Here is a 21,764-nt window from a genome sequence, read left to right on the forward strand (position 1 = left end):
AGTTGAATACAACTAAAATATGATATAATAAAGATGAATATCCAATCTGAAGGGCAGTTATAAATGAAAAAAAACATTACAGTGGCAGAAATAGCGAAACTTGCTGAGGTATCTCCCGCTGCCGTTTCCCTTGTGCTGAACGGCAAGCCCGGTGTCGGTCCTGAAACAAGGGAACGCATACTTAAAATAGCCCGTGAACATAGCTACAAGGGGCTTGAAAAAAGTGTTCCCAGAAAGAGGCACAAGGCGCTGCTGTTTGTGAATATTGTGAAACACGGGCAGATACTCAACGAAAACCATAAAGCATTTATCGCTGATTATATTGACGGGGCACAGATGAAGGCGGGTACTAAGGGTTATTCTCTGGAAGTTACCGCTTTTCCGCAGTTTGAGCCGTCAGAGGTTGTGTCATATATCAATTCATCCGATGCTGACGGAGCGGTGATTCTGGGAACCGAGCTTGATGAAAGCGATATAGCGTATTTTCTCAAGGTGAATGTGCCTATTGTATTTATAGATTTGCTTTATCCCCACATGCCTTTTGACTTTGTGGATATGAATAATGATTCATCAGTTTACAATGCGGTCTCACATCTTGTGCGTATGGGGCACAAAAATATTGGCATTGTCACCGGAAACAGAGAGACAAGCAACTTTATGTACAGAAAGCTTGGTTTTATAAAATCCCTCGAACTGGCTGGAATTAAACCTGATGAAAAGTTTTTTTACTCTGTTGACTCCAGATATGAGGGCGCATACAGAGATATGAAGGTTATACTCAGTCAGGGCACAGAGGTACCTTCCGCTATCTTCTGCGTGAATGATATAATAGCAATGGGATGTATAAGAGCATTAAAGGAGGAGGGCTATGCTGTTCCGGACGATGTTTCTGTGGTGGGTTTTGATAACCTGCCCGCAGCATCCATGACAGAACCTCCCCTTACCACTGTAAGTGTTTCAAAGAAAAAAATAAGTGCAAAGGCTGTTGGTCTTATTATGCAGAGAATAAAGGAAGGAAGCCGCATGCCCTATGAAAAGATAATGATAGGCGGCGAAGTTATAGAAAGAAAAAGCGTAAAATACCTTGCCGGTGCAGAGGAGGATTTATGAGCAGGTTTTGTGTGGCGGGAAGCCTTAATATAGATCTGGTGACGAGAACAAAACGTTTTCCCAAAAAGGGAGAAACTGTTCAGGGAGAATCCTTCAGCACCTTCACCGGCGGCAAGGGTGCTAATCAGGCTGTGGCTCTTTCCAAACTTGGTGCGGACACAGTTATGATCGGTAAATTAGGCAATGATATATACGCCGCACAATACATGGAATATTTCAGAAAGCTCGGCGTGAAAACTTCTGGAATAATGCGTGAGGAAACCTCTACGGGTATTGCAGTGATAACTGTTGATGGAGAAGGGGAAAACTTTATTATAATTATTCCCGGCGCAAACGGCAGAATGGACTCTGAATATATAAAAGATAAAAAAGAGCTGATAGAACAGGCAGATTTCCTTCTTCTTCAGCTTGAAGTGCCTATGGAAGCTGTTCTTGAGGCGGCTAGAACAGCCAAAAACGCAGGTACAAAGATAATTTTCGATCCCGCTCCTGCTATGGATGTTCCTGCGGAACTTCTCAGGCTGGTTGATATAATTACCCCTAATGAGACGGAAGCCGAAGCACTGACCGGAATACGGCCTGACGATGAATCAGGCTTTGAGGCGGCGGGGAAAGCTCTTGCTGAAAAAGGAGTTAAAGCAGCGGTGATGAAGGCAGGTGCAAAGGGTGCATATATATTTGAAAATGGTGTTTTTACCCATGTGGCTGGCTTCAAGGTGAAAACAGCAGATACCACCGCAGCAGGCGATACATTCAACGCAGGGCTTGCCTATGCTCTTGGTGAGGGGCTGGAATTAAAAAGTGCAGTGCGGTTTGCCAATGCTGCTGCTGCTATATCCACAACCAAACACGGAGCGCAGGACGGCATGCCTTCCATTGAGGAGGTTCGCAATCTGGCTGATGCCTGATATTTTCTCTTCACTTATTCAGTCTCTGTACATATAGTGCATTGAGGTTTACAAATATATTGACTTTTTAAAGCTGATATTTTAACCTATAAAAAATATAGAATTTATAGATAAATTTGAACATACAGGGCTGGACAATTCCTTAAGGAAGGTTTTCAGCCTTTTTGCTTTAGATTATTTTTGACTGCGGCAGAGGGTATTGATGATTGAAATTAATAATTTAGGCAAGGTCTATTCCGGAGGCAGAAGCTATACCAGAGCGCTCGGCGGCGTGGATCTTAGCATCCCTAAGGGTTCTGTTTACGGCATAATAGGTTTGAGCGGGGCGGGCAAAAGCACACTGGTACGCTGCCTTAATCTTCTTGAAAGACCATCCGAGGGGCAGATACTTATAAACGGACAGGATTTGACTGTGCTTTCCGGTGAAGAACTGCGCAAGGCAAGGCGCAGAATCGGCATGATTTTTCAGCATTTTAATCTACTTTCCTCCAGAACCGTTGCGGAGAATATCGCATTCCCCCTTGAAATAGACGGGATGAAGAAAGCAGAAATTAATAAAAGAGTGGACGAACTTCTCCCTCTGGTGGGGCTTTCCGATAAAAAAGACTCTTATCCTTCAGAACTTAGCGGCGGTCAGAAACAGAGAGTCGGCATTGCCCGTGCCCTTGCTCTCAAGCCTGATGTTCTCCTTTGCGATGAAGCAACATCCGCCCTTGATCCGCAGACAACTCTTTCTATTCTTAACCTGCTTAAAGATATAAACCGTGAGCTTGGACTTACTATTGTTATAATTACCCACGAAATGAAAGTGATAAAGGAAATATGTACCCATGTTGCAGTCCTGCATGACGCAAAGTGTGTGGAGAATGCCACTGTGGAGGAGGTTTTCACTTCTCCGAAATCAGATATAGCCAGAGAATTTGTCTCAAGCGTTTTTCCTGCCGAACTGCCGGAGGATTTGCTGCGTGAGCTTTCAAGCCATAAGGATTCGGAACTTGTGCGTATTAACTTCCTTGGCGACACAGCCTCAAAACCAATAATAAACGGGCTGATAACAGAATGTGGTGTACAGATAAATATTCTTTACGGCAGTGTGGAGCATCTGCGCTCATCTCTATTCGGCAATCTTATACTTGAAATAAGGGGAACGGACGAACAACGTGGTCTTGCCCATGAGTATCTTAAAAGTAACAGTCTTGTTTTTTCATATCTGAACAGGGGAGGCGCTGATGCCTGATTCGGTTTATCTGCTTAAAATGCTTAATCTTGTCTCTCCCGCAGTATGGGAAACCATATACATGGTGTTTGCTTCCGGCGTACTTGCTTACATCATCGGTATGCCTCTGGGTATCTACCTTGTTGTCTCCTCAAAGGGGCATATACTCCCCAGCCCTATGGTGGAAAAAACATTGGGTACGGTAATTAACGTACTCCGCTCCGCACCTTTCATAGTGCTTATGGTAGCATTAATTCCTTTTACAAGGGCAGTTGTGGGCACGTCCATAGGCACAACAGCGGCAATTGTGCCTCTTGTCATATCCACTGCACCTTTTGTGGCAAGGATAGTGGAGACATCACTGAAAGAGGTTCCGTCAGGGGTTATCGAAGCGGCGCAGTCCATGGGAGCATCTCCTTGGCAGATAATAACAAAAGTGCTTCTGCCCGAATCAAAAAGCTCGCTTATATTAGGGGCGGCAATAACAGCAATAAATGTTGTGGGCTACACTGCTATGGCAGGTGCAGTTGGCGGCGGCGGTCTTGGTGATCTCGCAATTCAATACGGGTATAACCGCTTCCGCACAGATGTAATGATTATAACCGTGGCAGTGCTTGTGATTATAGTCCAGCTTATTCAGACACTTGGAATGAGGCTGGCGGTTCGCTACAGCTACGGCAGAAAAATATAAGTTCAGCAAAGGAGGACTTAATGAAGAGTATTAGTTTTAGAAAATTGCTTCTCGGTGCGGCGATTCTGGCTGTATCAGCTATGATTTTTACCGGATGCAGCAAAAAGGAAGAAAAAGAAACGGCTGCTGAAACTGCTCCTGCTGAAACATCAGCAGTGACTGTTAAAGTGGGCGCAACTCCCGTTCCCCATGTGGAAATACTTGAGTTTGTAAAACCTGTCTTAGCGGAGCAGGGTGTGAATCTTGAGATAATAACCTTTACTGACTATGTTCAGCCTAACCTTGCCCTTGATAAAGGCGAGCTTGATGCTAACTTTTTTCAGCATTTCCCTTATCTTGAATCGTTCAGCGCAGATCACAGCCTGAATCTTAAGGCAATTGCAAAGGTGCATATTGAACCCATGGGCTTTTACTCTGTTAAGGTAAAATCCATAGACGAGGTTGCTGCTAACTCTGTTGTGGCTATTCCCAATGACCCCACAAACGGCGGACGTGCCCTTATGCTTCTTGAAAAATCAGGGCTTATTAAACTTACTGAAGGTGTTGGGGTCAAAGCAACTGTTCAGGATATTGCAGAAAACCCCAAGAACATTACAGTAAGAGCCCTTGATGCCGCACAGCTTCCCCGTGTGCTTGAGGATGTTTCCGGTGCTGTTATTAATACAAACTTTGCTCTGGAAGGAGGACTTAACCCCTCAAAAGACGCCATAGTGATCGAGGATAAGGAGTCTCCATATTCAAATATCCTTGTTGTAAAGGCTGAAAGAGCAAATGAAGAGGCTCTTGTTAAGCTTGCTGAAGCTCTTGCATCCGATGAAGTGAAAGCCTTCATCGAGGAAAAATATCAGGGCGCAGTAGTACCCGCTCAGGAAGTAATAAGATAAATAATTAATCGGAGGCGGGCATGTTGTCCGCCTCTGTATTTGTTCTACATTTCAGGATGCTGATTGTGTTAATATTCCATATGCGTTTATTGAGCTACCTGAAAAACAGACACTTTCTGCTTTTACTTCTTTATGCCGCTCTGCTTATCCTTATGGCGGTTTTTCTCCACTCGTTCCTGCATAAGCACAGCATTCACGAGATAATGTCGGATCTTAACTCTATTCCTGCTTATAAAAAGATTGCAGCAGTGGGGCTTACTGCGTTTAGTTTTCTGATTCTCACCCTTTATGACTTCATGGGGCTTAAATACGCCGGAGCAAAAATAGAAAAAAAGCAGGTTATGCTTGCTTCCTTTATAAGCTATGCTTTCGGAAATTCCATCGGTCTTTCTATGCTCGCATCCGGTTCAGTTCGTTATCGCTATTACTCAGCATGCGGACTCAGCTTCAGCGATATTTCAAAGGTTATCATCTTCACAACGGCAACCCTCTGGATAGGGCTTATCGCCACAACTGGCATAACTTTTGTTTTCCATGCACCTTTGATTGAGTCGTCGTGGGGACTCCCGTTTATAAATTTAAACTATATCGGCATAGCGCTTATCGCGCTGATTATAGGCTATCTGCTGGTTTTGTTCCGGTACAGGGAGCCTTTCAGCATATACAGTCTTAATGTCAGCCTGCCTTCTCCATCTCTGGGGTTTATGCAGGTGCTGGTGGGCTGCGCTGACTGGGTGGTGGTTTCTGCTGTTCTTTATGTGCTTCTGCCTGATTCGCTAAATATAGGCTACTTCACTTTTTTAAGCATATTTATGCTGGCGCAGACTGCGGGGCTTATTAGTCATGTTCCCGGCGGTTTACTGGTTTTTGAAACAATTCTTCTGTCATTTCTGCCGCAGGAATCCGTTGGCTCCGCCATCGGGGCTCTGCTTGTTTTCAGGATAACTTACTATATTCTCCCTCTTCTCGCCGCTGCCTGTCTGATGGGTTTTTCAGAGATATTGAGGCTAAAATCGACTGTAATAAAGCATCTGCTCTTCGCCGGGAGGCTGTATAACGCCGTAACCCCTATGCTGATGGCTGCTGTGGTTTTTATAGGAGGAACTTATCTGCTTTTCAGCGGAGCAACGCCTGTGAACCCCGACCGTCTGCCTCTTTTGGCTAAACTGATACCCTTAAGCCTTATGGAGTCGTCCCACTTTTTGGCAAGTCTCATCGGAATGGGGCTTATTATACTCTCCAGAGGGCTTTTCAAAAAGATAGATCTGGCATATCAGCTAACCCTGATAATGCTCACTGCCGGTGCTGTTCTTTCGCTGCTTAAAGGTGCGGAGATAGAAACCTTCTTCCTTCAAAGTGTAATCATATTCGCTCTTTTTCCCACACGAAGGCTTTACAACAAGAAAAGCTCATTCTTCGGGGAGGTTCTTACAAAGGAATGGTTTCTTACCATAATGGTTATTTTCCTTGTGTTTACTTGGCTTGGGTTTTTCTCGTATAAACATGTGGAATATCGGAGCGAGTTGTGGTGGACATTTACTTTCGATGATCAGGCTCCACGTTTTCTTCGTGCCATGGTGGGACTGTTTTCAATGATCGCTGCCTTGGCTTTTTTCAAACTCATTCAGCCTTCCAGACCCGTTGCCGCTGTTTATGCTGATGACATGCGCAAGCTGATTGAACCTGTTGTTGCAAAGAGCGAAGACACCACGGCATATCTGGCTTATCTGCCGGACAAACAATATCTCTTCGGTGAGGATAACAAAAGTTTTATCATGTACGGAACAGAAGGGCGCAACTTCATAAGCATGGGTGATCCGGTCGGACCGGAGGAATCAGCGGCGGAGCTTGTATTTCGCTTTCGCAAACTCAGCGAGGAACACGGGTGCAGGGCTGTTTTTTATGAAGTCGGTGCTGACTATATTCCCCATTATCTTGATGCGGGGCTTAAAGTATTTAAAATAGGCGAACAAGCGAGGGTGAAGCTGACCGATTTTTCAATGGAAGGAAGCCATTGGAGCGGGATGCGCAACACTCTCAAAAAAGCGGAAAAGGAAGGATGTTCCTTTAGGATCTTCACAAAAGAGGAGATCCCAGACATGCTTCCGGTGTTCAGGGAAATTTCAGATGACTGGATGAAATCGAAAAACAGCAGGGAAAAGCAGTTTTCACTTGGCTGTTTTAACGAAGATTACCTGATGCGTATGCCCTTTGCAGCAGTAATGAAGGATGATAAGCCGGTTGCTTTCGCTAATCTGTGGCTGGCTGGTTCAAAACACGAAATATCAATAGACTTAATGAGGTACAGTGACAATGCTCCGAAAGGAGTAATGGAATATCTTTTCCTGAAGCTGATTCTTCATGGAAAAGAGCAGGGGTATGAATATTTTAACCTTGGTATGGCACCGCTATCCGGTTTTGAGCTTCATTCATTTTCCCCTTTCTGGAACAGGTTAGCCGGTATAATGTACAAACACGGGGAAAGATTCTATAATTTCAAAGGTTTACGCAGTTATAAAGAGAAATTCAAACCACAATGGGAGCCAAGGTATATTGCCGTCCAGAGCGTTTTTGCTCTGCCGTCTGCTCTTAAAAGTGTAGCAAGCCTTATCAGCGGCGGCACAGCGGGAATTTTCAGCAAATAAAGAAAGCAGCCGCCTTTGTAATTGTTGTTTTTAATAAGGATAAGCCCCTCGCCAGATGGGGGTCTGAGAGGGGCATGTGTTTATTATCCGGCGACAGAATCTTTTGTTGTTTCTGCGCGGATAACTGATGCCGCCTTAGCCATATTTTTTAATGACGGCACAGCCTCTTCATTGTTTCTTGTTTTTAAACCGCAGTCAGGGTTGATCCAGAGCTGGTCAGGGCTGATATATTCCAAAGCCTGCCTGATAAGCTTATGTATCTCTTCTGATGAAGGAACACGGGGACTATGAATGTCATATACCCCCGGTCCTATATCTCCCTGATATTGATACTTTTTGAACACTTCAAGCAGTTTCATACCGCCTCTGCTTGCTTCTATGCTTATTACATCTGCATCCATAGCGTCTATATGTTCCATAATTGAATTAAACTCACTGTAGCACATATGTGTATGAAGCTGAGTCATATCAGATATGCCGGAGGATGCTATACGAAAGCATTTGACGGCAGTTTTCAGATAGTCCTCCTGATCTGCTTTCTTGAGAGGAAGCCCCTCTCTGAATGCAGCTTCATCTATCTGTATAATGCGGCAGCCGTTTTTTTCCAGATCCTGAACCTCTTCCCTTATTGCAAACGCTATTTGTGCGCATACATCAGCATATGGAATGTCTTCCCTTGAAAAGCTCCACTGAAGTATTGTCACAGGTCCTGTGAGCATTCCTTTGACATGTTTTGCAGTGAGAGATTGAGCATATTTAAACCATTTTACCGTTATGGGAGAAGGTCTTGACACATCACCATGAATAATGGGAGGCTTAACGCATCTGCTTCCGTAGCTCTGTACCCAGCCGTTTTTTGTAAAAGCGAAACCGTCCAGATATTCAGCAAAATATTCAACCATATCATTACGTTCGGGTTCTCCATGCACAAGAATATCAAGCCCTAGCTCTTCCTGAAGACTGATAACAGACTCTATCTGCTTTCTGATGAATGCTTCGTAGCTGTCAGAGCTTAACTTTCCGTTTTTGAACCTTGTTCTCTGTTCCCTGATCTCTTTTGTCTGCGGGAAAGAGCCTATTGTTGTTGTGGGCATTACAGGCAGATTAAGGGTGCGTGTCTGAATCTCTTTCCTCTTTTTTCTGGAGCTGTCTCTGCTAAGAAAGCTCTCATCATAAATCACCGGAGCGCTTTTAGGATGGTGATAATCTGCTTCTGGGAGCTGACTAACGCATTCTTTCTCAAAAGCTTTGGTCAGTTCAGCTATTTCAATGCACTTCTGCACAGCGAATGCCATTTTGTTCTTAACGTCCACCTGCAAATCGGTCTCATATGTAAGATCAACGGGCACATGTAAAAGAGAGGAACCGGAGGAAACAATGATTTTTTCTCTTCCTATTACGGAAGCAATCTGCTCAAGATTTGTATATGCTTTGCGGCAATCCGTTTTCCATATGTTGCGCCCATCAACAATTCCTGCCGAAATGAGCATATGATCGGGTATGTGGTTTGTTATGTGGGTGAAAGTATCTGTCTTGGTCAGGTCTGTATGAAAAGCATCATATCCTGTTTCAAATGCAAGTTCAGTATTATCACCTGCATCACCGCATGTTGAGGCTATCATCAGCCTGACATCTGTTGAATCCTTTATTTTCCTGTGAACAGGTATAAAATTAAGCCAGGCATCTTTTGACATATCTGATGCTAAGAGGGGTTCATCAATCTCTATCCATTCGCAGTAAGGTGAAAGTGATTCAATCAGTTTGATGTAAGCTGCGGTGAGATCTTCTGTAAAATCCCACGGGCTGCACCCGTCTGCTTCGCATAATGATAAGAAGGTGATGGGACCAAGGATAACAGGTTTGGGATTAAAGCCAGACCGAAAAGCTTCTTTCGCCTCAAGCACGGGTTTCGCAGGGTTAAGGCCCACGGCAGATAAACTGCTTATTTCCGGAACAAGGTAGTGGTAGTTGGTGTTAAACCATTTTTTCATGCTGAGGGGGCGTATATCTTTTGTTGCGGAGCCTCTTGCCATCGCAAAATATAAATCAAGGGGATCTGTAATTCTTTTGAACCTTTCCGGTATGAACCCGAACATTAACGCTGTGTCCAGAACATGATCATACAAAGAAAAATCGTTTACAGCTACATGTGTTAATCCGCTTTCTTTCTGAATTCTCCAGTTTTCTGCTTTGATTTCAGATGCTGTCTCATGGAGCTTTCTTTCGGATATTTCACCTTTCCAGAAACTCTCCAAAGCTTTTTTCAGTTCTCTGCCTGCTCCTATCCGCGGGAAGCCGGGAATGTGTGATTTCATCAGCCATACTCCTTTTGATGAATTCAAGAAGCAGCGCAAATGCAGGGAAGGGGAGATACGACGGAGAAATATCGATGCGTATGCTGACAAACAGATACGGGTGATTTTCCGGTATTTGTCCTTCCCGCGGGACATTGCGGCTTCTTGTTCAACAGGTCGTCTTCTGGCTTCCGGCTCCTTTGTGTGTCCGTGTCTTCCCGTTTTTCACAGTGACACGGACAGGAAATAATGCCGGTTACAGCGGCGCGTCCGCGACGGATTCTCACCGTCTTCCGTTTCCTGTCAGGTTTAAGGATAAACTCATTCTCCGGTAAAAGTCAAAGATTTCCTTGTGAGGCTAAAGTATATATTTAAAGTTTGTACGTTTTAAGTTAATTTGCGTAAAAAACAGAGTGGAGAAAATTTTTGCCTATCTGGAACCCATGGCACGGATGCACAAAGATCAGTCCCGGTTGTGATCACTGCTACGTATACAGGATGGATGCACTGCACAATAAGGACAGTTCAAAGGTGGAAAAGACAGGGAACTTTAATTTACCTTTGAAGTGTACTAAATCCGGTGATTATAAGCTTCACAGCAGTGAAGTCGTGTACACTTGCTTCACTTCCGATTTTTTTCTGAAAGAGGCTGATGAGTGGCGTAAGGATGTCTGGGAGATGATACGCTTCCGCTCTGATTTGCATTTCTTCATTATAACGAAACGCATCGACCGTTTTTATGCATCTTTGCCGAATGACTGGGGCGAAGGGTATGAGAATGTCACAATAGCATGCACAGTTGAAAACCAGAAAATGGCTGATTACCGTCTGCCTTTATTTCTTGAGGTACCTGTCAGGCATAAGGATATTATCTGCGAACCCATACTTGAGGCGATCGATTTATCCGCTTATCTTTCTTCTGTGATTGAGTCTGTTATAGTCGGAGGTGAATCAGGAACAGAGGCGAGGGAATGCAACTATGACTGGGTTCTTGCCATACGTGAACAATGCAGAGCTGCGGGGGTGTCATTTACTTTCCGCCAGACAGGCAGACATTTCAGAAAAGACGGCAGGCTATACACCCTCCGCAGGGAGCTTCACAGGGCACAGGCGAAAAAAGCGGGTATTGATCTTCCTTAATGTCTTTACCAGTGGTTTACATTTAGCGCATTATTATCTTAATATACATTTTTAAAGGAGCTTTTAATGGATATTTCAGCAACAATAGCGGAACTTAAAAAGGATAAAGACTTTGCGGATAATGTGGGAATGATCCTTATCCACAACGGAACAGTGCGTGGTTGGTCAAGGGGTGACCATTCTTCTGTACAGAAAATGGAAGTATTCAGCGATCTGGAAAAGATTGAGCAGATACGCCTTGATGTTGAGGCTATGGAAGGTATCTATAAAGTGGTTGTTGAAGCTCGTTCCGGTGTTATGGAGCCGGGTGATGATGTGCTTTTTCTCATAGTTGCAGGAGACATAAGAGAAAATGTTAAGCCTGCACTTGCCCTTCTGCTGGACAGGATAAAGTCTGAAGCTGTCACTAAAAAAGAATACAAAGGATAAAAAAAGAGGGGCTAAAAAGCCCCTTTCTCTATATTGCAGTCCATATTTTCTTTTGAGATTTTCTGTATTTTTCTTCGGCAACAGTCATAAGCTGGTCAAACTCAATCAGGTGGTTGCGCATTTCCTGCTCTGCTTTTTTTCCGTTGCCTGTAATTACAGCTTCCACAAGGGCATTGTGCATGCCGAGAGGGTGAACCTCATCCGTTGGCGGCTGAAACTCTTCTGTTATATTTCTTATCAGTATTACAAGTGACTTAACAATTGATTCAAGGAACCTGTTCTGGCACATTTCCGCTAGAACATAATGCACTTTCTGCCTTTCATGAACCGTATCAGGGTATGTATTGTGGCGTCCTTCATTAGACAGTGCTTTTTTAAGTTTCTCTATATATTCTTCAGTATTATTAGCGGCGGCAAGCTTTGCAACTTCGGGTTCAATGAGAATGCGTGCCTGACAGAGTTCAGGTATGGAAAGTTTGCCGGAAGAGAAAAGATCTCCCCATGCGTCACTAAGTCTGTCAAATGTAAGATCGTTTACAAACGCACCGCCTGTTGCTCCGTAGCGTATTTCAACAAAACCTGTGGCGGCGAGAACTTTCATAGCTTCTCTTACAACAGTTCTGCTGACTTTAAACATTTCAATAAGCTCACGTTCAGAAGGTAGTTTGTCTCCTGTTTTGTATCTGCCTGTTATTATTGCCTCTTTAAGCTGGTTAAAAACTTCGTCAGATGCTTTAACCTGCCTTACCGGCCGGAATGTGTCCAATTGTTTCTCCGTGTTTGTGGTTTTAATCATAATACTTAATCATAAATGCTCTAACATTTAATACTATCATGATTGAACGGTTTAAAGTCAAGATATATTCACTGTTTTTATAGATAATTCTATATTTGTCAAAATGATTAGCCATCAAATTTTCTTTATGTGTTTAATTATTGATAAAACGATGAATCTTTATTAGCCGAAGTATTTATTGGTGCAATCTCAGAAATAATTATTGACATGATTGGTTATACGATTATATGTTTAATCATCAAATGTATGACATATGACATTACATATATCTAAAGTTATACTATTTAAGTTTTAATTTTTTTATTTAAGGAGCTGAATATGAGAAACACCAAATCTATCAATACCATTTTGTTTATTATGCTCATTCTTCTTGCAGCGGGTTCTGTACTTGCTTCCGGAGAGCTTAGGGGAGCGCATAAGGAAAATGAGATTCAGTGCGCTGACTGCCACGGAACAGATACTCCTGATTCTGCCGCAAAAACATCCGCATGCCTCTCATGTCACGGCGACTACAAGGCTCTTGCTGAACTCACAAAAGATGTTGAAGAAGCCAACCCCCATGACAACCACATGGGTGAACAGCCTTGCAAGGAATGCCACGGGATTCATAAGCCTTCAAAGCTTTTCTGCAACGACGGATGCCATAACTTCGATATGACAGTTAAATAGAGATTTTTATTTTTTAGGTAACCTTAGGTGCTTACAAAAAGCGCCAAATATATAAAGAGAGGTTGACTGATGAAACGTTTATTTTCAATCCGGTTTCTGCTTGCGCTTTTAATCGCAGCAGTGGTTTCTTTACCCGCATATGCGGAAAAGGTTTATAACACAGACATAGCTATCATAGGAGCCGGTGCTACCGGACTTTCTGCCGGTGTGCAGGCTTCGCTTCTCGGAGCTAAGGTCATTGTAATTGAGAAACAGGCTATCCCCGGCGGAACAAGTAACTTCGCCGAAGGTCTTTTTGCAGCGGAAAGTTCGCTTCAGATGAGGCAGGGTATTGATGTATCAAAAGAATTCGCATTCAAAACAATCATGGACTACTCTCATTGGAGAGCAAACGGTCCTCTTGTAAGCGCATTTGTTAACAAGTCTGCTGAAACTATTGAATGGCTCAAAAAGTTCGGAATTCAGTACGAATACATAGGCGTGGGCGGTTTCGGCGGTCCTCTTACATGGCACGTTGTGGGTGATTATCTCGGAGAAGACGGTAAACACTACCACCACGGTGCAGCAGTTGTTCAGGCTCTTACAAAAGCGCTTAAGGACAACGGAGGTCAGCTCCTTCTTCAGACTCCCGGTAAATCTCTTATAATCAAAAACGGCAAAGTCGCAGGTGTTGTTGCCGAAGACAAAGACGGCGAAAAAGTTATTATCAACTCCAAAGCTGTTGTGATAGGCACTGGCGGGTTTGCAAACAACAAAGAAATGATGAAACAGTTTTCCAGATATCCTGAGATGATCTTCATTGGTCAGATTGGTAAAATGGGTGATGGAATCCAGATGGCTTGGGCTGCCGGTGCAGATAAAGAAGGTGTGGAAGTTATGCAGTCTTACCGTCCCGGTCTTGCGGGATTCCACCCTGCGTCTCACCTTATAGCCGCTGCTGTTCAGCCTTATCTTTTCGTAGATCCTCAGGGACACAGATACACTGATGAATCAAATATTACTGAGTGGCCTCAGTCGGGTAATGCCCTTGAGAGAATTGGCGGAACAGCTTACTCAATTTATGACGAAACAACAAAACAGATGTTCATAAACGAAGGTATTCAGATGCCTCTTGGCGAATGGGTAATCTTCGGTACTAAGCTCACAAAGCTTGAAGCAGACTTTGAAAAAGAATTGGGCAAGCACAACGGCAACGTTTTCAAATGCAACACTATTGAAGAGGTTGCAGAAAAGATCGGTGCTGATCCTGCTGTTCTTAAAGCAACTGTGGAGCGCAACAACAAAGCAGCTGAGATGCACAAGGATGAGCTTTTCCACAAAAAAGCAGACTACCTCAGATCTGTTAAAACTGCTCCTTTCTACGTTACGAAACTTCACCCCAGAGCGCTCGGCACTCTCGGCGGTATAAAAATCAATGAAAAAACAGAAGTTCTCAACACCAAAGGCACTGTAATCCCCGGTCTTTACGCCGGCGGTCTTGATGCAGGCGGCATGTACGGCGACAGCTATGATCTCAAACTCGGCGGCGGTACATTCGGCTTTGCTATCAACTCCGGACGTATAGCCGGTGAAAACGCTGTAATGTTTATCTCTAAATAACATCCACCTATTTCCCGCCGTTCCGTCTTAAAGGGCGGCGGGTTTAATATTTTATTGGAGGAATATAATGAGACTCTCTGTTTTGTTTACAGCTCTGGCAGTTCTGTTTGCCTCAGCTTCGGCTTTTGCCGCTGATACTCTGAAGGATGCCTTTGCAAACGGTACTCTGAAAGGCGAGATACGCAACTATTACTTCGCAAGGGATTTCGATGAAAATACACCCGATAGGGCAGATATGGCAGTCGGAACGCTTTTTTACTATAAAACAGCACCCCTTTACGGGATAAGCGCAGGATTTGCTTTCGCTTCATCCAGTGATATTTACAGCGATGACGATAAGGCGGTTTACGGGCTGCTTCAACGTGACAGCGATGGCAATCACCAGAGCTACACCCGCCTTCAGGAATACTACATTCAGGGCGAATGGTTTGACACAAGAGTAAAATACGGCGCACAGCAGATTAATACTCCATTTATGAATGCTCACGACATACGTATGATGCCTAAGTCATACGAAGGGTTCTCTATAGTTAATAACAGTATTAAAAACCTCGAACTGTCAGCATATTACATCACAGGGTATATGGGCTGGACAGATGATGAAGCCATGGACATTGTTAATTCCGTTAATGCAGCGGAAGATGATGACAAGGCTCTTATCGTTGCCGGACTGAAATATACACTCCCCATTGAAGCAGCTAAAATCACAGCACAAGGCTGGCACTACAATATGGAGGATGTTTTCAGCTCAAACTATGTTCAGGTTTCCGCATCCAAAAAAGCCGGTGATTTTAACCTCTATTTCAACCCTTCAGGTCTTATACAGAAATCCAAAGGTGATGATCTCGGCGGTAATTTTGATACTGACCAGTACGGTTTTAATACCGGTTTTGCCGCTTACGGATTTGATGTAACTGGTTTTTATGCCAAGACAGGCGATGATGACCTTTTTGTTCCTTGGGGTGACGGCAAGGTCATAATCCAGCAGGTCCTTGCAGCAGGCAGAGCAGAGGAAGATGCTTATGCTCTCAAAGTCGGTTACGATTTTTCAAAAGTCGGTATCAAAGGACTCAGCGCTTATGCCTTCCATACCGTTTACGACACTCCCGAATCAGGAAATAACGCATCTGCTGATATGAGTGAAACAGACCTCAGTGCCCAATACGGCTTTGGCGGTGCTTTAGATGGTCTCAGCCTCAGAGTCAGATATGCTATGATCAATGTTGATGACGGAGAGGATTACAACGACTTCAGAATTTACATAAAATACAACTTTGTCCTTGGCAGTAACAAGTAACAGTAATTAACCTCGATCCGTCTTTTTAGTGAGCATCACCATTAACCCGACGGAAGATATACACGTAGCAGGCCGGACACGTAAGGGATGCGTGTCCGGTCCCTCCTAACGGATATTGATATGGAAAACAGAAAGCTGTTTACTGCGCTTTTTATTATAAATTTCTGCATAACCCTTGGTTATGGGGTTGTGGACTCCTTTTTTTCCCTGTATGTGTTTGAACTGGGAGCCAGAGGGGCTCTTCTCGGTGTTCCTCTGGCTTTCTACTCTGTTTCAAAGATTTTTTTCAGTGTTCCTGCCGGCAGCTCCATATCCAGAGCCGGAGCAGATAAAGTCCTTGCTGTTTCGGTTATTTGCTTCTGCTGTGTTTCTGTGGGGTATCTGTTTGCCGGAAGTGTAGCGTTTGTGGTGGTTCTGCGTGTTTTACAGGGGGCAGCATGTGCTGCCTTCCGTGCATCTGTTCTGGCTGTTTTGGGGCACAACTCACGCAAGTCTGCTTTTGCTTCTGTCAGCGGTACTTTTGACATGTCGTTTTATGGCGCTTTGGGTGCAGGACCTGTTGTCGGCGGGTTTATAAGAAAATTTGCGGAATTTAACGGTGTTTTTCTGCTTCTTTTTATCCTGTGCCTTGTGTCTCTGATAATTCTGCTTCTGACGACTTATGATATAAAAGGCAGAGAAGAATCTTCAGCAGTTGCAGTGAAATCTTTTAAACCGGGCATACAGTATTACGGTCTTGTGTCGTTTATCTTTTTCAGAGGGTTCGGAATATCTGCATGTGCAGCATTTCTTCCCCTTTATATTGAACAGGGGATGGCGCTTGACAGTCTTCGTTCCGGTGTGGTTCTCTGTATTTCAACAGTGTTTATGACATTCAGCCTCCGCCCTTTGAGTATGCTCGGCAAAATGTTTGAGCAGAAAAATATTATAGCATCAGGCGGTGTTGCGGTTTCTATTATGTATCTGCTTATTCCGGGTGTGTCAGGTTTTCAGGGCATAATGGTAATATGTGCCGGAATGGGTGTTTTCGGCGCTTTGTCACAGCCTGCATGTACCGCAGCACTCCTTGAGGAAGGAGAAAAATACGGCACAGGCAGGGCTGTCGGCGTTTTTAATATGTTTATGAATATGGGTTTTGCAGCTGGTTCTCTCATCGGTTCATTTGTTTACGGGATGTTCGGTATAGAGTATGTATTCATTACATCAGGGATGGCGGGAATTGCCGGGTGTTCAGTCTTTCTGATTCTTTCAGAAAGCAATGCCAAGAAAGAATTAACTGAAATCTGTGAAAGAAGCTATGCCTCCAAAACGGAGGCATAGGCTAACTAATCTTATTTTTCTGCAAGCTTTGCAGGTACTTTCCAGCCGCCGCCAAGAACCTTGTACATATCAACTGCGGCGTTTAATCTCGCAAGGCGCAGGTTTGCAAGCTGATCCCTCGCCTGAAACAGAGACACCTGAGCATCCAGAACATCAGACAGGCTGGTTGAACCTTCCCTGTACTGTATTTCTGTGAGCCGGAGAGAATATTCAAGCTTGGCAATTGTTTCTTTCTGAATATTTTCCCTTTCCGCACTGTATCCGGATGAATTAAGTGCATCTTCCACCTCCTGCAGTGCAGTGAGGACAGACTTACGGTAATTTTCGGCGAGTACACGTTTCTGTGATTCGCTCAGTTCTATCTGGCTGCGTTTTGTTCCGCCGTCAAATATTGACTGCACCACTGAGGCTGATAACCCGAGGCTTGAAGCAGGGTTAGCCAGAGAGAGAAGGGCGTCTGTTGCCAGCCCCGCCGAACCTGAAAGCGATAAAGACGGGAATAACGCAGCTCTTGCCGCCTCAACGCTGGCTTCTGCCGCCGCTATCTGTGCTTCCGCCGCTGCCAGATCCGGTCTGCGAAGAAGAAGATCAGACGGCAGTCCGGCTGAAACCTCAGGTACGTTTATTATGTCAAAATTCTCCGTATCAGTATCGAAATCCTGCGGCATTGTCCCCGTGAGGACAGCCAGTGCATTAAGGGTCTGCTTTTTCTCTTCCTCAAGTGAGAGCAGGGTGCTTCTTCTGCTTAAAACAGTTGACTCCTGATTAAGCAGTTCGGACTTAAGGGCTGAACCGTTGCGGTATTTTGCATCGACAATTTTCAGAATCCTTTCCGCTGTATAGAGGTTTATCTTTGCATACTCAATACGTTTTTCGATACTCAGAAGCTGAAAATAGCTTCCTGCGACACCTGCTGTCAGGGTGAGTTTAACTGCATCATAGTCATATTCCGCCGCCTTGAGAGATTCTTTTGCGCTTCGCACTTGTGCTGATATCCGTCCCCAAACATCAACCTCATAGCTCACTCCCAGAGAAAGGCTTGTGGATTCTGTTGTTCTGGCAGAACCTTCCGCCGGAAAGCTGCGGTTTACAGATGAGCCGCCGTTAAGATTGACAGAAGGAAACATGGATGCGCCGGTGCTTTTAAGCTGTGCTTTTGCCTGAATTATACTTTCTGCTGCTGTTGTTATGTCAGGGCTTTGCTCAAGGCTTTTATCTATGAGCTTTGTCAGGTTGGCAGAGTTAAAACTTACCCACCAATGATTATTAATTTCCGCTGTATTGTTGTCATGCAGAGCAGACCACGATGAGGGCATGACAGGCGGTGTGAATTTATCAGCGCTTTTTGCCGCACAACCCGCAGTAAGCACTAAAGCGCAGGCGATATATGTGAGTTTTCTTAAAAATATCATTATAAACCTCTATTCCGAAGCCAAGGCAGTAACAGGGTTAAGTCCTGCTGCTTTTCTGGCGGGCAGATAACCGAATATCAAACCTGTGGCAAATGCACACCCGAATGCGGTGATAACCGGAGTCATTTCATATTTCACAGGGGTGTCGAAAAACGCTACGGCAGACGCTGTGCCAATACCTGCGGCAACACCTATAACCCCTCCGAGAGCGGAAACAGTGACCGCCTCGATCAAAAACTGCTGGAGTATGTTTCTCATCCTTGCTCCTGTAGCCATGCGAATTCCTATCTCCCTTGTGCGCTCAGTAACAGATACAAGCATTATGTTCATCACACCTATACCGCCTACTAAAAGAGAGATAGCTGCTATGGAGCCTAAGAGTATAGTCATGGTATTCTGAGTTTCAGATACATTTTCAATGAGCGATGCCATATTCCTTATCTGAAAGTCTTCAACTCCTCCGTGCATGGCTAATATGGCACTATGAACAGCTTCCTGAGTTTCATCTATGATTGACGTATCCTGTACTGCAATTGTGATATTTCTCAGATAATTCTGTCCGGTAAGCCGCAGACTTCCCGTTGTATAAGGAACAAAGACTATATCATCCTGATCCTGTCCGCCGAAGCCTGCACCCATTTCATCCATAATGCCTATTACCTGAAAGGGAATATTATTAATCAGGATGTAGTTTCCGATAGGTTCCTGTCCGCTGAAAAGGGCGTCTGACACAGTTTTTCCTAATACTGCAACAGTGGCATAGAGTTCTTCATCCTCATCGGTGAAGAAAGTCCCTTGGGCAACTTTCCAGTTTCTCGCAATGATGTATCCGGGGGATGTGCCGTTTATCCGTGTGGAGTGATCTGAGTCCTGAAAACGGACAGTCACGGAGCTTTCCTGTTCAGGAACCGCTGTTATTATATTCGGAAGATCTTTTATGGCTTTTACATCTGCGGGTACAAGGGTGGCAATTGACGAACGCCCACGCATATTCGGCGCACCGGGGCGCACATTCATCAGATTGCTTCCCATTGAGCTGATTCTGTCTACCACAGCCTGCTTCGCTCCGTCACCTATTGCAAGCATAGTGATCACTGAAGCAACTCCGATAACTATGCCCAGTAGAGTCAGTATAGTTCGGAAGACGTTGCTTCTAAGAGATCTTACAGCAGTTTTTGCCGCCTCTGTGAGTTCTGCGAAATTTGAAACTTTTTCAGGTTCGTGGGTTATAATTTCAGGCTTTTTTCCAGCCTCTTTTATTACTGCGTCACTTAAAATATTGCCGTCACTTATTTCAATTATTCTGTCGGCGTATTCGGCAATTCGTCTTTCATGGGTGATCAGTATTATCGTGTGCCCTTTTGAGGAGAGTTCTCCAAGAAGATTCATCACCTCAGTACCGCTTTTGCTATCAAGAGCCCCTGTCGGTTCATCTGCAAGGATTATGCGCCCGCCGTTCATCAATGCACGGGCTATGGAAACCCTCTGCTGCTGACCGCCGGAAAGCTGTGTAGGTCGATGGTGTGTTCTGTCGCCCAGTCCCAGTTCCTCCAGCAGCTCAACAGCCCGCTTTCTGCGTGAATTTTGGGGGATACCTGCGTAGACAGCAGGTACTTCCGTGTTTTCTGCTGCTGTTGCAGTGCTGATAAGGTTGTAGCTCTGGAATATAAAACCGAATTCCTCTCGGCGGAGCCGTGCCAGTTCGTCCTTGCCGAAATGAGAAACATCCTCACCCATAAAACAGTAAGTTCCTGATGTGGGCTGATCCAGACAACCGAGGATATTCATGAGAGTGGACTTACCTGAACCGGAAGCCCCCATGACTGCAACAAATTCTCCTTGGTAAATCTTTAAATCTATTCCATGGAGAACCTCAACGGACAGTTCTCCTGTTTTATATGTTTTATAAATGCCCTGTAAGTCAATCAGGGGCATTTTACTGATGCTCATTATCTCATCCTCGGCATTCCCATTCCGGGGGGAGGTCCGAAATCACTGCTTCTCTGAACTGCTGTTTTTGTATCAGATGAAAGAACAACGGTTTCGCCTTCTTCCAGACCTTCAGTTATCTGTGCCTGAATACGGTTTGTTATGCCTACTTTGACAAGTCTTGGACTTGTTGTGCCGTCAGAATTTACAACAATGACTTCACCTGTGCCTGAAAGCTGTTGAGCAGCTTGCCGGGGTCGTTTTCTGAGTGGTGTTTCACTTGTTGTTTGGTTATCGTTTACCTTTGGACCTTCAGCTTTCTTCTGCTGTTCCTGACTGATGGTTTTAATTGCCGCCACAGGAACAAGCACAGCATTTCTTGCTGATGCTGTTATGAAGAAAACCTGTGCTGTCATCTGCGGAAGCAGACTGCGTTCGGTATTGTCCACATCAAAAAGCGCATTATAAAGCACAACATTATTCTCTGTGGTGGGCGTGGGTTCTATTCTTCTTAATTCGCCGTACCATCTTTTCCCCTGACTTCCCAGAGTGGTAAAGTATGCTCTCATACCTGTTTTAAGTTTGATGATATCCGCTTCTGATACCTCTGTCTGCACTGTCATGGTGGTAAGGTCCGCTATCTGGAGGATAGTAGGTGCCGACTGATTGGCGTTCAGGGTCTGTCCCTGACGGGCACTGACAGAAACCACTGTTCCGTCCATGGGTGCGTATATTTTGGTGTAGTTAAGGTTTGCCTCATCCGCCCGCAGGTCTGACTCTGTCTGGTCTATCTGTGCCTTGAGCATTTCAAGCTGTGCGGAAGCCGATTTGTATTCCGCATCCGCGCTCTGAACTGTTTCAAGGGTTGTGGCGTCTTCAGCGTAAAGATTCTTCTGCCTTTTGAGCTGAGTTTCCGAGAGGACAAGCTGGGCTTCTCTGTCTTTTAGCTGTGCCCGCTGGTAACGAAGCTGGGCACGGCTTGCATCAACCTGCGCCATGAAAAGGGTAGGGTCTATTTCAGCGAGAAGATCTCCTGATTTAACTTCACTGCCCACTTCCACATGAATTTTTTTGAGCTGACCTGACACTTGTGCGCCTACGTCAACATAATCAAGCGGTTGTAAAGTTCCCGTGGCAGACACAAGAACCTCAATGTTTCCCCTCTGTGCCTGATAAGTGGTTCTTGCCGATGCTGCGTTGCGTTCTGCAGAAATACCCTTCCAGAGGTTAAATGCAGTTGCGGCAATGATCACAGCAATAATTGCGGATACACTGAAAAAAATGAGTTTCTTCGGTTTTTTTTGATTGTTCATATCATCCCTTGTAAATATAAATCATTAACGGCAACAGACATCAATAGTTTGTCCGCTGCCGCACTTCTTGATAGCAAATTTCATTCCTGTTTCATGGCTAAACATAAAGCAT

At 44.6% G+C, this 21,764-nt stretch carries 17 protein-coding genes and 1 riboswitch; of the genes, 12 read left to right on the top strand and 5 right to left on the bottom strand.

What is annotated here, in order from left to right; all coding sequences use genetic code 11:
• Positions 1 to 63 precede the first annotated feature (63 nt).
• The 6 genes from ACYRYY_RS00525 (at position 64) to mprF (ending at position 7,454) form a co-directional block, all read left to right on the top strand.
• Complete coding sequence (locus ACYRYY_RS00525; RefSeq protein ID WP_460213533.1) at positions 64 to 1,110, top strand: LacI family DNA-binding transcriptional regulator; 1,047 nt, start codon at positions 64 to 66, stop codon at positions 1,108 to 1,110.
• Positions 1,107 to 2,018 (top strand): ribokinase, encoded by a 912-nt coding sequence (gene rbsK / locus ACYRYY_RS00530; RefSeq protein ID WP_460213534.1) that lies wholly within the window; start codon positions 1,107 to 1,109, stop codon positions 2,016 to 2,018. The genes ACYRYY_RS00525 and rbsK overlap by 4 nt, the downstream gene beginning before the upstream one ends.
• Before the next feature lie 202 nt (positions 2,019 to 2,220).
• Positions 2,221 to 3,255: a methionine ABC transporter ATP-binding protein gene (locus tag ACYRYY_RS00535; protein WP_460213535.1), complete on the top strand. Its 1,035-nt coding sequence runs from the start codon at positions 2,221 to 2,223 to the stop codon at positions 3,253 to 3,255.
• On the top strand, positions 3,248 to 3,925 hold the full coding sequence (locus ACYRYY_RS00540; protein ID WP_460213536.1) for a methionine ABC transporter permease: 678 nt from the start codon (positions 3,248 to 3,250) through the stop codon (positions 3,923 to 3,925). Before ACYRYY_RS00535 ends, ACYRYY_RS00540 begins: the two co-directional genes overlap by 8 nt.
• 20 nt (positions 3,926 to 3,945) lie before the next feature.
• Entirely contained in the window at positions 3,946 to 4,809 is an 864-nt protein-coding gene (locus tag ACYRYY_RS00545; RefSeq protein ID WP_460213537.1) for a MetQ/NlpA family ABC transporter substrate-binding protein, read from the top strand.
• A gap of 20 nt (positions 4,810 to 4,829) precedes the next feature.
• Positions 4,830 to 7,454, top strand: coding sequence for a bifunctional lysylphosphatidylglycerol flippase/synthetase MprF (mprF, locus tag ACYRYY_RS00550; protein WP_460213538.1), 2,625 nt, complete (start codon positions 4,830 to 4,832; stop codon positions 7,452 to 7,454).
• A gap of 83 nt (positions 7,455 to 7,537) precedes the next feature.
• On the opposite strand, the gene metE is transcribed toward mprF, so the two are convergent.
• Positions 7,538 to 9,769, bottom strand: a complete 2,232-nt coding sequence (metE, locus tag ACYRYY_RS00555) for a 5-methyltetrahydropteroyltriglutamate--homocysteine S-methyltransferase (RefSeq protein WP_460213539.1) — start codon at positions 9,767 to 9,769, stop codon at positions 7,538 to 7,540.
• 138 nt (positions 9,770 to 9,907) lie between these two features.
• A riboswitch (cobalamin riboswitch) is annotated at positions 9,908 to 10,087 on the bottom strand.
• A gap of 87 nt (positions 10,088 to 10,174) precedes the next feature.
• Here metE and ACYRYY_RS00560 point away from each other — a divergent pair.
• Together ACYRYY_RS00560 and ACYRYY_RS00565 are read left to right on the top strand one after the other, a co-directional pair.
• Positions 10,175 to 10,888, top strand: a complete 714-nt coding sequence (locus ACYRYY_RS00560; RefSeq protein ID WP_460213540.1) for a DUF5131 family protein — start codon at positions 10,175 to 10,177, stop codon at positions 10,886 to 10,888.
• Between the two features lie 66 nt (positions 10,889 to 10,954).
• Positions 10,955 to 11,317 carry a molybdenum cofactor biosynthesis protein MoaE gene (locus ACYRYY_RS00565; RefSeq protein WP_460213541.1) on the top strand — a complete coding sequence of 121 codons (363 nt, stop codon included), beginning with the start codon at positions 10,955 to 10,957 and terminating at the stop codon, positions 11,315 to 11,317.
• A 28-nt stretch (positions 11,318 to 11,345) separates the two neighbouring features.
• Here ACYRYY_RS00565 and ACYRYY_RS00570 read toward each other — a convergent pair whose 3' ends face one another.
• Entirely contained in the window at positions 11,346 to 12,083 is a 738-nt protein-coding gene (locus ACYRYY_RS00570) for a FadR/GntR family transcriptional regulator (RefSeq protein ID WP_460213542.1), read from the bottom strand.
• 348 nt (positions 12,084 to 12,431) lie between these two features.
• Here ACYRYY_RS00570 and ACYRYY_RS00575 point away from each other — a divergent pair, with 348 nt between their 5' ends.
• From ACYRYY_RS00575 to ACYRYY_RS00590, 4 genes are all read left to right on the top strand, one after another.
• Positions 12,432 to 12,782, top strand: a complete 351-nt coding sequence (locus ACYRYY_RS00575; protein ID WP_460213543.1) for a cytochrome c3 family protein — start codon at positions 12,432 to 12,434, stop codon at positions 12,780 to 12,782.
• Positions 12,783 to 12,851: 69 nt separating this feature from the next.
• Complete coding sequence (locus ACYRYY_RS00580) at positions 12,852 to 14,381, top strand: FAD-dependent oxidoreductase (RefSeq protein WP_460213544.1); 1,530 nt, start codon at positions 12,852 to 12,854, stop codon at positions 14,379 to 14,381.
• A gap of 67 nt (positions 14,382 to 14,448) precedes the next feature.
• Positions 14,449 to 15,678, top strand: coding sequence for an OprD family outer membrane porin (locus ACYRYY_RS00585; RefSeq protein ID WP_460213545.1), 1,230 nt, complete (start codon positions 14,449 to 14,451; stop codon positions 15,676 to 15,678).
• 120 nt (positions 15,679 to 15,798) lie between these two features.
• On the top strand, positions 15,799 to 16,998 hold the full coding sequence (locus tag ACYRYY_RS00590; RefSeq protein ID WP_460213546.1) for an MFS transporter: 1,200 nt from the start codon (positions 15,799 to 15,801) through the stop codon (positions 16,996 to 16,998).
• Positions 16,999 to 17,009: 11 nt separating this feature from the next.
• On the opposite strand, the gene ACYRYY_RS00595 is transcribed toward ACYRYY_RS00590, so the two are convergent.
• Genes ACYRYY_RS00595 through ACYRYY_RS00605 form a run of 3 tightly spaced genes read right to left on the bottom strand, consistent with a single transcriptional unit; the run spans position 17,010 to position 21,652 of the window.
• Entirely contained in the window at positions 17,010 to 18,410 is a 1,401-nt protein-coding gene (locus tag ACYRYY_RS00595; protein ID WP_460213547.1) for an efflux transporter outer membrane subunit, read from the bottom strand.
• Positions 18,411 to 18,419: 9 nt separating this feature from the next.
• On the bottom strand, positions 18,420 to 20,360 hold the full coding sequence (locus tag ACYRYY_RS00600; protein ID WP_460213548.1) for a MacB family efflux pump subunit: 1,941 nt from the start codon (positions 20,358 to 20,360) through the stop codon (positions 18,420 to 18,422).
• Entirely contained in the window at positions 20,360 to 21,652 is a 1,293-nt protein-coding gene (locus ACYRYY_RS00605; protein ID WP_460213549.1) for an efflux RND transporter periplasmic adaptor subunit, read from the bottom strand. The genes ACYRYY_RS00600 and ACYRYY_RS00605 overlap by 1 nt, the downstream gene beginning before the upstream one ends.
• Positions 21,653 to 21,764 lie beyond the last annotated feature (112 nt).

It is taken from the genome of Geovibrio sp. ADMFC3, from assembly GCF_054687035.1.

Excerpts from the sequence above, each read along its gene's own strand:
- rbsK (WP_460213534.1), top strand. The coding sequence starts at position 1,107 with ATGAGCAGGTTTTGTGTGGCGGGAAGCCTTAATATAGATCTGGTGACG.
- ACYRYY_RS00590 (WP_460213546.1), top strand. The coding sequence starts at position 15,799 with ATGGAAAACAGAAAGCTGTTTACTGCGCTTTTTATTATAAATTTCTGC.
- ACYRYY_RS00585 (WP_460213545.1), top strand. The coding sequence starts at position 14,449 with ATGAGACTCTCTGTTTTGTTTACAGCTCTGGCAGTTCTGTTTGCCTCA.
- ACYRYY_RS00565 (WP_460213541.1), top strand. The coding sequence starts at position 10,955 with ATGGATATTTCAGCAACAATAGCGGAACTTAAAAAGGATAAAGACTTT.
- ACYRYY_RS00535 (WP_460213535.1), top strand. The coding sequence starts at position 2,221 with ATGATTGAAATTAATAATTTAGGCAAGGTCTATTCCGGAGGCAGAAGC.
- mprF (WP_460213538.1), top strand. The coding sequence starts at position 4,830 with ATGTTGTCCGCCTCTGTATTTGTTCTACATTTCAGGATGCTGATTGTG.
- ACYRYY_RS00525 (WP_460213533.1), top strand. The coding sequence starts at position 64 with ATGAAAAAAAACATTACAGTGGCAGAAATAGCGAAACTTGCTGAGGTA.
- ACYRYY_RS00580 (WP_460213544.1), top strand. The coding sequence starts at position 12,852 with ATGAAACGTTTATTTTCAATCCGGTTTCTGCTTGCGCTTTTAATCGCA.
- ACYRYY_RS00545 (WP_460213537.1), top strand. The coding sequence starts at position 3,946 with ATGAAGAGTATTAGTTTTAGAAAATTGCTTCTCGGTGCGGCGATTCTG.
- metE (WP_460213539.1), bottom strand. The coding sequence starts at position 9,769 with ATGAAATCACACATTCCCGGCTTCCCGCGGATAGGAGCAGGCAGAGAA.
- ACYRYY_RS00605 (WP_460213549.1), bottom strand. The coding sequence starts at position 21,652 with ATGAACAATCAAAAAAAACCGAAGAAACTCATTTTTTTCAGTGTATCC.
- ACYRYY_RS00540 (WP_460213536.1), top strand. The coding sequence starts at position 3,248 with ATGCCTGATTCGGTTTATCTGCTTAAAATGCTTAATCTTGTCTCTCCC.
- ACYRYY_RS00575 (WP_460213543.1), top strand. The coding sequence starts at position 12,432 with ATGAGAAACACCAAATCTATCAATACCATTTTGTTTATTATGCTCATT.
- ACYRYY_RS00600 (WP_460213548.1), bottom strand. The coding sequence starts at position 20,360 with ATGAGCATCAGTAAAATGCCCCTGATTGACTTACAGGGCATTTATAAA.
- ACYRYY_RS00595 (WP_460213547.1), bottom strand. The coding sequence starts at position 18,410 with ATGATATTTTTAAGAAAACTCACATATATCGCCTGCGCTTTAGTGCTT.